The sequence below is a fragment of the Candidatus Ancaeobacter aquaticus genome, from assembly GCA_030765405.1.
GTDB lineage: Bacteria > Auribacterota > Ancaeobacteria > Ancaeobacterales > Ancaeobacteraceae > Ancaeobacter > Ancaeobacter aquaticus.
Genome location: JAVCCP010000020.1, coordinates 1 through 11,402, shown reverse-complemented (window position 1 = coordinate 11,402; position 11,402 = coordinate 1). Strand labels below are relative to the sequence as shown.

Genomic DNA, 11,402 nt, shown 5'->3' with positions numbered 1-11,402 from the left:
TCTAGCCGGTGCCTCCTATGTATTAGCATTCTGTAATTTAAGTTGCACTACCTTTTTGTCTCTGAATCTTGAACTCTTATCCCTGCAAAGAAATACGCAAAAAATCCCCTTGATTCTTCAAAGCTGTGGACTTTTTGTGGTGCCCTTGACAAGTGTGGATCTTTCAGGTATAATTATTATGTTTGATTGAGGGTTTACAGATAATTATAACTATCTTACGGGGATGGGGTATATGAAGACATATCTTGCGAGGCGCAAAATCGCGGTAAAGGCAATATCGCTTGTTGTATGTGCTGCTTTTATGTTCACAAACACTGTTTTAGCCGCCCCTCAGAATGCGTACAGTAAAGCCTGCCTTGCTCCTCAATCAGAAGGTCAACGGGACGGATTCAAGGAGATCATTGGAGAAGTAAGAGGGGTCGTAACCGACCGAAAAGTTGCTCAAAAACAGCCGCTTGCCGCGGTACCCGGTTCAATTAATGAAACGATCTCGGCGGAGGAAGTTGACGCGCTGCCGGTGTTTAAAAATCTTGAAAAAATGATGGTAAGCGATGATTCTGTTTATGAAAAAGATATAATAGGTAAAATAAAAACAATTGCTGAAAATTACCCTGATTTAGGAAAACGTCTTACAGGGCGAGCACTGCTTTGTTTTAATTGGTTTAAAAGAGGGCTTCCGTATTCAAATGTTTTTTATGGTGATTATATTACTTCCGAGAACCCTCAAATATACCTTGAAAAGTTGTTGAATGTTAATCCGGAAGAATTAAAAACTATGCTGAATACACATTTTAATGCTGGAGATAAAAATCTGACTGACATGGTGATTTTATTGGTGAGAGGTTTTAATAAAGAAGTGATAGATGAATTGGAAAAACTTGCCAAAGATCTCAGGGATGCGTGTTCTGAGGAAGTCCTTCAATTAAATTCACCCGAGAATTTTCATATGAGTATTTCTACGAGAAAAAGAGTGTTTATTGATGAAATACTTGAAAGAAAAGATATTGTAAAAACAAAGAATGATTTATTGGAATCCTTGAAGGGAATTGAGGAAGGAGAGGCATCATTTACAGGTGAGTTGGAACTTACAAATAATGGCGTAATCATTATGCGTATAACAGATGGAGATTTCACAAAGAAGATATTGGAGGTGAGAAGCAGGTTAGATCTTGACGGAAGGTTTAAGGACTGGTTTAAGCCTGATATAGTTCATATGAGTATAGGCCGTATTAAAAGTGATAAATATACGCCTGAACAAATTATTAAGATAAAGGAAGTTATTAATAAATATAATAAAGAAGGTATATTTGGAAAAAATTTAAAGATGACAATAAATAATTTTCGATTTGGGCAGTTCGATATGACTGCTGAAAATGAACATAACGTTTTTGATTTAAAACTTGCAGAACCAAAGAGTTATGAACAGAAAATCATTGAATTTCTGGCGCAGAGAGACGAATTGCCGGATGAGCCTGTTGATTTAATGTTAGTTTTAGGAAACAGTCGGATTGAAACAGTTGAAAAAGCGGTTGAATTATATAATCAGAAAAAAGCCAAAATGATTTGCATTTCCGGCGGTGCCAGCAAGGTAATCGGTCCGGATAATGAAACAAAATTACTGCGTAAAAACATAATGGAGTCAGATTATAAAATAGATAATGCGGAAGGAAAATCAGAAGCTGAAATATTCAAGGAAATAATGATGGCAAAAGGTGTTCCTTCTGATGTAATTATTATTGAGAATCAATCGACTAATTCCAAGGAAAATATTTTAAATGCTAAAAAAATACTTGAAGATAACAATATCCCGCATGATACCGTTATAATACTCCAGCATCCGGTATTTCAAAGAAGGGCAAAGGCAACGGTTGACCGCTGGTTTGGTGAAAAAACGCGTTCATATTCTTACGCGCCGTTTATTCCTCAACTGAAGACAATGAATGAAGAAGAAAGAGATCTTTTTATTAAAAAGGCATTGGCAGAATTTGATAAATTCGATGAGTATGGCCCCAACGGAAAAGGTGATATTGCACAGGTAAAAATACCACCTGATATTTCTGATGCTTATTTAAGATTAAGTGGGTATGGCGTAATATTTACGCAAATTGAAAACATTATAAATGAATATGCAAAAAGCGATAAAAACGCAAAAGATAATGATGGGGATCATCCGGTGCTTAAGAAATTAGTTCCGCTTATCCGTAATCACCACGCATTGCTTGATAAAAGCAAAGGTGAAGAATTAATGAGAATAATGACTGCGGTTGCTGACAAAGATGAAGATGTTTTAAAACTATTCGAATGGATGTTAGAAAACACACCGTCAAGTTATTTGGATATAGCGGACAGCTGGCCTATCGGAATAAAAACAGAGATGAAGGACGGTGCGTGGGGAAAATTGTATTTTCAGTTGAAAGGACAGGGAGTCAATACAAATCCAATAAACAAGAAGGAGATAGATAGAATATCGCATATAAAAGATATGATAGGCGGCGGACAGGATATGATAAGGGGTAAATATGATGATTTATATAAAAGCGTGTATCAGCGGCTTGGTCTTGAAGATGATCCTAGAACGCACCCTGATTTAACGCCGGGCTTGTTTGAAGAAAAGTTAAAGGGATACAGCGATAAAAAAATTAACCCTATTTTTATAGAACCGTTTTATCTGAGCCTGGTGCTTCATGATTACGGGAGACTGCTGAAAAATAAAGTAAAGATTTCTCCTGAGATAGATAGGCCTGATGCAAATCAACATCGAATTAGCGGTATATATCTCGCGGATGATCTTTTAGAAAAGCTCGGAGTACGCACGTTTGACAGGGAAGTAGTTAAGTTAATGATACGCCAGCATGATGCATTCTGGTGTTTATACTGTCTTAATAAATATAATGATTATAATAATTTTACATATCCCGAAAATCTTTTAACAGATATAGATAATACAGTAAACAAGTTACACGAAATAAATAAAAAACTTTCGAAGCGGGAGATACGGGATAATCTTCTTAAGCTCCTGGCATTGGTAAGCATAGCTGATGTATATTCATCGGGTGACAGATATCTAAGCGATTCCTATATTAAATATATAACAAGGTTTGTGGATATTGTTTCATCCGTTGATACTGATCCTGTAAAGGAACTTGAGGCTCTTATTGTTAATACGAAAAAAATCTTTGACGAGATAGACAATGATGAATCGCTTACAGAAGAAGAAAAGATAAAGGCGAAAGAATTCTGGATGAGGAATATCAACTCGGCAAAAATCGGTTTATTAAAAATACTTGATATGGGTGTCCCCTCGCTTAATGAAGTTCAGAGGGCGTATAAATTATTAGAATTACAGGCATAATAAAACGATGGACGAAGGAAGCGAGACGAGGAGTCGTTCATTAAGAAACTAGAAAGGATTTCACATAAATTCTTGCAGTTTCGAGCTCAAGGTCGTCCAAAAAGTAAAAATAAAAGGTGAACGTCCCCTTTATATAATACTCCCCAAAATTCGTACCAGTGGTTAAGATAGAAAAATGAGGTATAATAGTTGCCCAGAAAGCGTATGATTTAAAAAAGAGAACGGACAAAGATATCATTATAGAGGCAAGGAAACATGCGACTGCCGGAAAAATTGTTAGATTTTGTGCTGACTACAAGCAGGAACTAGAAAAATACCCGGTTTACCCTGAAGCATTTCTTCCGCTACTTGAAATGCGCGCATCTTTATTGGCGATTACTTTAAGCGAATATAAAAACTATGTAACAAATAATTACAGAGAAAAGGAATTTATAAGAAAGAAATTATTGGAATCGCTCAACTATAACAACATGATTCTGGCTACAGTGTTTTACCGATATTTTGATGCGTGGGGGCCTGAGCTAGAGCTGTTTTTACGAGAACTTATTATCCGTAAAGTAGAAAAGAACAATTACAATATAATTGTAAAAAGTGTTGGGGCGTCGTCGGGAAAGGAAGTTTATAGTATTGGAAGTGCTGTATATGCAGAGCTCTGTGATTATGCTCTCTAGTGATATTTGCGTAAAATCTCATTTTTTGCATAAACCTTTTTATATTGTTTTGCTGTACTAAAGATGGTATAAATACGTCTATGGAAATAATTAGATATAATGAGGAAAAAGGCAGAGAAAAGCTTAACGCTTTTTTGAAAAGCGGGGAGATAAGTGCCGATGTTGATAGTAAGGTAAAAGCTATTATCGATGATGTGAGATATTACGGGGATAAAGCTCTCCTGGATTATACAAGCAAATTTGATAAAGTTTTTATGCGGCCTGAGGAGTTAAAGGTCGATGAAGTTGAGTTTATTGAAGCGCTTGCTGTTGTGACACGTGAATTTAAAGATGCATTTAAGGAAGCAAAAGACAATATCACCGAATATTATTCACAGCAAAAACGGAAGCAGTTTGTATGTAAAACAAAAAAGGGTAAATCAAACAAGGTTCTTTTTAGTCCGATAGAAAAAGTTGGAGTATATATCCCGGGAGGTACTGCACCCCTCGTATCTACCATACTTATGACTGTTGTGCTCGCTCAGGTTGCCGGTGTTAAGGAAATTGTCATTATGACCCCTCCTTCGATCGAAAAGAGAGTTAATCCTTACATACTTTCTGCCGCATATTTTTTAGGGGTTAAAAATATATATAAAGTTGGGGGCGCGCAGGCAATAGCGGGTCTTGCATTCGGTACAGAAACATTGCCGAAAGTTGATAAAATTGTCGGACCGGGAAACATGTATGTTGCAAGTGCAAAGAGGCAGGTATATGGTTTTGTCGGGGTAGATCTTATTGCGGGCCCAAGTGAAATTGCGATTCTTGCTGATGATAAAGCAAATCCTGCATACATTGCGATTGATCTTCTTTCTCAAGCAGAACACGACGAAATGTCACGGTGTTTACTGGTAACGCCGTCTTATGAGCTTGCCCAGAAAGTAAAAAGGGAAATGATCACGCAAGCTCGCGGATTGTCGCGTAAAGAAATTATTGAACAGTCACTCATGAAAAACGCAATGATCGCACTTGTTGAAAACATTGATGAAGGCGTCGAAGTTGTTAACGCGTTTGCTCCTGAACATTTAGAGATCATGACTCGAGATAGCGATAAATTAGCACACAAAATAAAACATGCAGGGACTATACTCCTTGGCGATTATTCTCCTGTTGCAGTCGCTGATTTTATAGCTGGTGCAAGCCATGTGTTGCCGACTGGCGGTAGTGCGCGTGCATTTTCGGGGTTATCACTTGATGATTTTATTAAAAAGATCAATGTAGTAAAGTATTCGAAGAGTGCGTTGCAATCTTCGGCGCAAAATATTATAAAATTTACTGATATTGAAGGACTGGATGCTCATGGCAGATCAGTGAGCAAACGTTTTGAAAAAAGGAGAAGGAAATGAAAAGGTCCGCGCAATTAAAGAGAGATACGAGAGAGACCAAGATAGATATAAAGATCAATATTGATGGTGTCGGAAAAAGTTCAATCAATACAGGTATAGAATTTTTCGATCATATGCTTGAACTTTTCTCAAGACATTCTAAGATTGATCTTACGATAAGAGCAAAAGGTGATTTAGGTGTTGATCATCACCATACGATAGAAGATGTTGGCATAACATTAGGAAAAGCCCTTAAAAAAGCATTGGGAACAAAAGCGGGAATACGTCGATATGGCCATTGTATGCTTCCTATGGATGAATCACTTGTCAGTGTTGCGCTTGATATTAGTAATCGACCATTCTTGGTTTATGGTGTTGATTACGGTAAAAAGAAAATACGAAACTTTGATCCTCAGTTAATCGAAGAATTCTTATACGCTTTTGTGATAAATTCTGGTATTACGCTGCACGTATCTTTACTCTATGGTAAAAATGTACATCACATATTTGAAGCTGTTTTCAAAGGACTCGCAAAAGCAGTTGAAATGGCAGTTGGAATCGATAAAAGAGAAAAAGGCGTTCCCTCAACGAAGGGTCTTCTGTAATATACCGCGATGGGTCAAGTGTGATATGTAACGGTTAGTAGTATCTTTTCTCGCACACAGTCGTTAATAGTTATAATCAAAGGGTGGGGTTTTGTGCCCATTTATTAGTTAGGGATTTATGATAGTTATAGTTGATTATGGAATGGGGAATTTGAGAAGTGTGCAAAAAGCCGTAGAGCATCTTGGCTACCAGGCTCTCGTTACTTCTTCAGCTCAAGATATTATATCGGCTGAAAAGGTTATTTTACCTGGTGTTGGTGCATTTGGTGATGCAATGGCCGAACTCGAAAAAAGAGGGCTTAAAGAAGCGCTCATAGAGTGTATTAATAAAGGTACATACTTTTTGGGGATATGTTTAGGGATACAACTTCTTTTTGAAAAGAGCGAAGAAAGTCCAGGGGTTGACGGATTATCTATTTTTAAGGGTACAGTTTTACGGTTTACCGGCGATATGAAAATTCCGCATATGGGGTGGAATCAAATCCGGAAAACACAAAAAGAGTGTCCTCTTTTAGAAAATATTCCGGATAATGAGTATATGTATTTTGTGCACTCCTATTATGTGCAATCAGAGCAAAAAGAAGTGGTCTGCTGTGAAACTTCCTACGGCAATGATTTTACATCAATGATATGGAAAGATAATGTGTTTGCGACACAGTTTCACCCTGAAAAGAGTCAGGAAAAGGGACTGGCTATGTTAAAATCATTTTGTGAGCTTAAGTAAGGGAAAAAATATGATAGTGATACCTGCAATAGATTTAAAAGACGGAAAATGTGTAAGATTATTTCAAGGACGGTTTGATCAGGTGAAGGTGTACTCATCTGATCCTGTGAGCATAGCAAAGAAGTGGGAAGATGGCGGTGCAGAAATCATTCATGTTGTTGATCTTGATGGTGCGTTAACAGGTAAACTTGTTAATTTTGATCATATCAAGGCAATTGCTAAAAATACTGATGCAAAAATTGAACTGGGTGGTGGTCTCAGGGATTTTGAATCTATTGAAAAAGTGCTCGGGTGCGGTGTTGACAGGGTTGTTCTTGGAACAAAAGCAATTGAGGATTTTGATTTTTTGACTGAATGCATAAAATTGTTTCCGGGAAAAATCGTTGTTGGTATTGATTCGAAAGACGGGATCGTTTACGGAAAGGGATGGACAGAAAAAGGAAATATGTCCGCAATTGATTTAGCAAAAAAAGTTGAATCGATCGGTGTTACACATATCATTTGTACAGATATTGCTCGTGACGGTGCTTTGACACGACCAAATTTCGAATTTTTGAAGGAACTTCAGCGAGAAGTTGATATTGAAATTATAGCTTCAGGAGGTGTTTCGGCTATTGAGGATATAAGGGATCTCCTTTTGCTTAACATGAATGGCGTTATTGTCGGTAAAGCGTTATACGAAGAAAATATTGATTTAAGGGAAGCGATTTCATTATGCTCACAAAAAGAATAATACCTTGTTTAGATGTTAAAGACGGCAGGGTCGTAAAAGGAACAAAATTTCTTAATCTTCGTGATGCGGGTGATCCGGTAGAGATTGCTGCATTCTATGATAAAGAAGGTGCAGACGAGCTTGTTTTTCTTGATATAACCGCATCGCACGAACAAAGGGGAATTATACTTGATGTTGTTCGAAGAACTGCTGAACGTGCATTTATGCCGGTTACGGTAGGCGGCGGTGTGCGGACTATTGACGATATTAAAGAATTATTAAGCAGCGGTGCTGACAAGGTATCAATGAATACAGCTGCTATTGATAATCCTGACTTTATAAATAATGCGGCGCGGCGTTTTGGTTCGCAGTGCATTGTTGTTGCAATTGATGCAAAAGCTGTTGCGGGTGCTGCTGTGCCTTCATGGGAAGTATATACACATGGTGGCCGTACGCCTAAAGGTATTGATGCGGTGAAATGGGCGCAAGAGGTGCAGGATCGCGGTGCAGGAGAAATTTTGCTTACGAGTATGGATAAAGATGGTACATTATCAGGGTATGATATTGAATTGACTAAGGCGATATCAGAATCTGTTTCGATACCGGTCATAGCCTCAGGTGGTGCAGGGACTCTTGATCATTTATGGGAAGGAATAGAATACGGTAAAGCTGATGCGGTTCTTGCCGCTTCGATTTTTCATTATGGGCAGTACAGTATTAGACAAACGAAAGAATTCTTACGATCGAAAGGAGTAAGTGTACGATTATGAAAATAACAAAAAAATTAAAATATGATGATAAGGGGTTGATCCCGGCGATTATTCAAGACTATAAAACAAATGAAGTTCTTATGGTTGCTTATATGAATGAAACTTCGCTGGAAAAGACCATTGAAACAAAAAAGACACATTTCTGGTCACGATCACGCAAAAAGTATTGGTTAAAAGGCGAGAGTTCAGGGCACACACAGTCTGTAAAAAGCATATTTTTCGACTGTGATAATGATACGGTTCTTATTAAAGTAAAACAAATTGGCGGAGCATGCCATGAAGGCTACAGGACATGTTTCTTCAAAAAACTTAACACAAAAGGTGAATTTAAAACTGTCGGAAAGAAAGTTTTCGATCCTAAAAAAGTTTATTAATTTCGTTCATTATTTTTTTCTATCCCCTGCGGGGACAATACCCAGAAAAATTTACTTAAATTTTATGGGTATGAACGATTAACCATGAACTAAACTATGTATTATCCAGACAAAAACACATTTATTGAATTAGCGAAAAAAGGCAATCTCATATCAGTATACAAGGAAATACTTGCTGATACGGAGACGCCTGTTTCATCATTTCTGCGTTTCAAGGATTTATCGCATGCCTTTTTACTTGAAAGCGTTGAAGGCGGTGAACGGTTAGCCCGGTATTCATTCATCGGGATTAACCCGAAAATAGTCTTTCGCAGTGTTGGTAAAGCCATTGAGATAGTAGATCATGGCCGAAAGACATGTTTTGAGGCAAAGATTGACCCGCTTGATGAACTCAAAAAGATTATGGCTATGTACCGTGTGGTAGAAAACGAGTCCTTACCGCGTTTTTTTGGCGGGGCAGTGGGCTATGTTGGATATGATATGGTGAAGTATTTTGAAACGGTAGAAATAGAGAAAAAAGATACCGTTGGTATTCCTGACTGTTATTTTATGCTTACTGATACCATCTTGATATTTGATCACGTTAATCATACGATAAAAGTTACTGCAAATGCATATATATCTCCCGATGAAACACCTGAGGATGTTTATGACGGGGCGATTAAAAAAATTGAAGAGCTCTTAGAACAAATTGCCCAGCCCATGCCAATATCTATCCTTGAAGAGAATCCTGTTCCGCGAAAACTTGAAATACAGTCAAATATGGAACAGTCAAAATACGAGGAAATTGTTCGACGTACAAAAGAATATATTAAGGCTGGGGACATTATTCAGGGAGTTCTATCGCAAAGACTTCAGACAAAGATTGATTGCACTTCTTTTGATGTGTATCGCGCATTGCGATCGGTTAATCCGTCCCCGTATATGTATTATCTAAAATTTGATGATATAGATATTGTTGGATCGTCTCCTGAAATGCTTGTTCGGTGTGAGAAAGATGCAGTTACTGTTCGACCTATAGCGGGAACATTCAAGCGAGGAAAAGATGATGCCGAAGATAATGATCTTGCAGAAAAATTACTCGCTGATCCAAAAGAGCGTGCTGAACACATAATGCTTGTTGATCTAGGAAGAAATGATATTGGCCGGGTATGCGAGATGGGAAGTGTCAGTGTAACTGATTTAATGCTTATTGAACGATATTCACATGTTATGCATATAGTATCAAACGTTGAGGGAAAACTTGCTGAGGGGAAGGATCAGTTTGATGTTTTGCGAGCGGTATTTCCTGCTGGAACAGTTAGTGGCGCTCCAAAAATACGCGCAATGGAGATTATTGAGGAACTCGAACCGACTAAACGCGGTCCATACGCGGGAGCGATACTCTATTTCGGTTTTTCGGGGAATTTGGATTCTTGTATTACTATCAGAACGATAGTCGTAAAAGATAATATCGCCTATATTCAGGCTGGGGCAGGTATTGTTGCTGATTCTGTTCCGGAAAAAGAATATCAGGAAACATTGAATAAGGCTGGGGCTATGCTTAAAGCTCTTGAAAAAGCACAAATGGGCGGGGTTTCACAATGATACTTGTTGTCGATAATTATGATTCGTTTACGTATAATCTTGTGCAATATTTAGGGGAGCTTGGTGCGCAACTTGAAGTGTACAGGAATGATGTTATTTCTGTTGAGGAAATAGGTAAGCGTAAACCTGAAAAAATAGTAATATCACCGGGTCCTTGCACTCCTAAAGAAGCGGGCATATCAAAAGATGTTATAAAGACATTTGCAGGAAAAGTACCTATCCTAGGTGTGTGTCTCGGACATCAGTGTGTAGCAGAGGTGTATGGCGGGGCGGTGGTATGTGCTGACAGATTGATGCATGGAAAGGTTTCACCTATTCATCATAATGAAAAAGAAATTTTTAAGGGACTCTTAAATCCTTTTGAAGCGACACGATACCATTCTCTTATTGTAAGACGAAGTGATTTTCCTGAAGAGCTTGAAATTATTGCTGAAACACAGGAAAAAGAAATCATGGGGATTAAACACAAAGACTTTCCTTTATGGGGCGTTCAATTTCATCCTGAATCAATACTTACGGGTGAAGGGAAAAAGCTTCTGAAAAATTTTCTTGAGATATAATCAGTGGAATAAAGAATTACTTGCCGTTAGCGTCTGTGATATCTCGAGCACATACAATGATCTGAAAATCATCTAGTTCAAGCCGTTCCTGTTCAACAAAACCTTCTTTTTTACATAAAAATAACGCGGTGTCCATACGTGTTGTGCCGCGGAAAAAGATTCTTTTGAAGTGTTTTTTTGTGCAAAAATCGATCGCTTTTTGCACAAGACTTTTACCGTATCCTTTACCTCTGAATTTTGGATTTACAAAGACACGTCTTAAGAGGGCATTTTCCTTGTCATCTTCTTTGATCGCTGCTGTTCCTATAAGGATGCCATTTTTTTCGGCAATAAAAAAAGCGTCTCTTGGTCCGCAATAGGTGTTCTCTAGGTTATAGATATCAAGCTGGGGATAAGCCATTGCTTCTTTACCAAACTCTGTTTCCAGAATATTGATGATCAATTTGATTACTTTTGGGATGTCGGCTCTCGTTACTTTTCTAATATTCATATGACCTCCTGAATGATGGACGTTATTATAATAAAAAACAGCTTTTGTGTAAAGATAAAGATATTCGAGTCAACGATTCCGCAACAATACGCATAAGGTATGATTTTAAGCTTAATTAGAGGTTTTTAAACAAAGGGTCATATTCGCGAAAGGATTTCGCTTAAAAAATTGGATTACAAAAGACGATTATATCTAC

11 protein-coding genes are annotated in these 11,402 nt (G+C 37.8%); 10 read left to right on the top strand and 1 reads right to left on the bottom strand.

The features are described 5' to 3' along the window. Positions 1-232: 232 nt before the first annotated feature. The 10 genes from P9M13_02220 to P9M13_02175 all read left to right on the top strand — a co-directional run bounded on the left by P9M13_02220 (position 233) and on the right by P9M13_02175 (position 10,716). A complete protein-coding gene (locus P9M13_02220; GenBank protein ID MDP8262103.1) occupies positions 233-3,352 on the top strand; it encodes a YdcF family protein in 3,120 nt (1,039 codons plus the stop codon). Positions 3,353-3,705: 353 nt separating this feature from the next. Further along, positions 3,706-4,023 carry a hypothetical protein gene (locus tag P9M13_02215; protein MDP8262102.1) on the top strand — a complete coding sequence of 106 codons (318 nt, stop codon included), beginning with the start codon at positions 3,706-3,708 and terminating at the stop codon, positions 4,021-4,023. 80 nt (positions 4,024-4,103) lie between these two features. Further along, positions 4,104-5,405 (top strand): histidinol dehydrogenase, encoded by a 1,302-nt coding sequence (gene hisD / locus P9M13_02210; protein ID MDP8262101.1) that lies wholly within the window; start codon positions 4,104-4,106, stop codon positions 5,403-5,405. Next, positions 5,402-5,989 (top strand): imidazoleglycerol-phosphate dehydratase HisB, encoded by a 588-nt coding sequence (gene hisB, locus P9M13_02205; GenBank protein ID MDP8262100.1) that lies wholly within the window; start codon positions 5,402-5,404, stop codon positions 5,987-5,989. Before hisD ends, hisB begins: the two co-directional genes overlap by 4 nt. A 118-nt stretch (positions 5,990-6,107) precedes the next feature. Then, positions 6,108-6,713: an imidazole glycerol phosphate synthase subunit HisH gene (hisH, locus tag P9M13_02200; GenBank protein MDP8262099.1), complete on the top strand. Its 606-nt coding sequence runs from the start codon at positions 6,108-6,110 to the stop codon at positions 6,711-6,713. A 10-nt stretch (positions 6,714-6,723) separates the two neighbouring features. Next, complete coding sequence (gene hisA, locus P9M13_02195) at positions 6,724-7,446, top strand: 1-(5-phosphoribosyl)-5-[(5-phosphoribosylamino)methylideneamino]imidazole-4-carboxamide isomerase (GenBank protein ID MDP8262098.1); 723 nt, start codon at positions 6,724-6,726, stop codon at positions 7,444-7,446. After that, positions 7,428-8,195, top strand: coding sequence for an imidazole glycerol phosphate synthase subunit HisF (hisF, locus tag P9M13_02190; GenBank protein ID MDP8262097.1), 768 nt, complete (start codon positions 7,428-7,430; stop codon positions 8,193-8,195). The genes hisA and hisF overlap by 19 nt, the downstream gene beginning before the upstream one ends. After that, the gene (gene hisI, locus P9M13_02185) at positions 8,192-8,569 is read left to right on the top strand and encodes a phosphoribosyl-AMP cyclohydrolase (protein ID MDP8262096.1); all 378 of its coding nucleotides are present in this window, start codon (positions 8,192-8,194) and stop codon (positions 8,567-8,569) included. The genes hisF and hisI overlap by 4 nt, the downstream gene beginning before the upstream one ends. A gap of 96 nt (positions 8,570-8,665) precedes the next feature. After that, the gene (trpE, locus tag P9M13_02180) at positions 8,666-10,156 is read left to right on the top strand and encodes an anthranilate synthase component I (GenBank protein ID MDP8262095.1); all 1,491 of its coding nucleotides are present in this window, start codon (positions 8,666-8,668) and stop codon (positions 10,154-10,156) included. After that, complete coding sequence (locus P9M13_02175) at positions 10,153-10,716, top strand: aminodeoxychorismate/anthranilate synthase component II (protein MDP8262094.1); 564 nt, start codon at positions 10,153-10,155, stop codon at positions 10,714-10,716. The genes trpE and P9M13_02175 overlap by 4 nt, the downstream gene beginning before the upstream one ends. Before the next feature lie 16 nt (positions 10,717-10,732). On the opposite strand, the gene P9M13_02170 is transcribed toward P9M13_02175, so the two are convergent. Beyond that, the gene (locus P9M13_02170) at positions 10,733-11,206 is read right to left on the bottom strand and encodes a GNAT family N-acetyltransferase (GenBank protein MDP8262093.1); all 474 of its coding nucleotides are present in this window, start codon (positions 11,204-11,206) and stop codon (positions 10,733-10,735) included. Between the last annotated feature and the right edge of the window lie 196 nt (positions 11,207-11,402).